The sequence below is a fragment of the Shewanella sp. SM55 genome, assembly GCF_025654025.1.
GTDB lineage: Bacteria > Pseudomonadota > Gammaproteobacteria > Enterobacterales > Shewanellaceae > Shewanella > Shewanella oncorhynchi.
Genome location: NZ_JAKKRS010000034.1, coordinates 1 through 983 on the forward strand (window position 1 = coordinate 1; position 983 = coordinate 983).

At 40.3% G+C, this 983-nt stretch carries 1 pseudogene; it reads right to left on the minus strand.

What is annotated here, in order from left to right:
• Positions 1–712: pseudogene (locus tag L5L91_RS22550) on the minus strand (ISAs1-like element ISSpu13 family transposase); the annotation flags it as partial.
• Positions 713–983: the final 271 nt, after the last annotated feature.

The following is a 983-nucleotide window of genomic DNA, read 5'->3' on the forward strand; positions in this document are numbered from 1 at the left end:
TCAGTGGACATTGAAACGTTATTCGTTTTTCAACTCGACCATGCCCTTTATTAGTTTCGGTAAAGCATTCTGCATCAGGGTTATTTTCAATGTAATCAGTAAATTGTGCCTGTAGAGCCTCGTACAGTTTGGGCTGATTCCCTTTTACTTGCAGAATGCAATCTCCACCTTCTTTTGCTATGTAATCAAGTGTTTGTGATTGACAGTGCAACGCATCAAATGTAAGTAATTCCGATTTCAAATCAAGACACGTAAGCAGTTCTTGCACAAGTTTAAGTTCACTCTTTTTACTCGCACCTGATTTCGCGCTGAATACTAAGCCAGAGCCTGTATCATATGCGGTTACCATATGTAACGCCGCACTTGAGGCTGATGCTTTGGCACCTTTTAACACTTTACCATCGATAGCAATAGAAGATTGTCCTGTATTGACGCGATACTCATTCACCCAACTCATCAGTGCATCAAGCAGTGATTGCTTCGACACTCCTCTAAAAATACGACCAATACTCTGCTGGCTGGGAATACCATTGGTAAAGGGGCGGTATTTCCGTAACCATTCCAATTTCAATGTGCCGAATTCATGGCAAGCAGACCAGCTTTGAGCGCCTGAGATGACGGCACTAAGCACAAGAAAACAGATGTCAATGACATCATGTTCTTGATTTATATGGGAACGGCAATCAGCAATGTTATCGAGATGTTTGAGCATATATAGGTCAAAAGACAAAGAAAAAGTGACCTATTTGATCACATTGGCGGGATCAATCAAGCTATTTCTTATCTCATTGTTTTTAAGGGTTATGCATAAAAAGCGATCGAGTATGATCAGCCCCTGGTCTTAACCATGTAGCAAGTTGCCCACAATCAGATCACTTAGAATGTCCATCATTCCAAAAACTAATGAAATCGGTAAAGTCTTTTGAATCTTAATCAGTGATAGAAATCAATCACTCGCTATGCGTATAAGGAATATTGTGGTT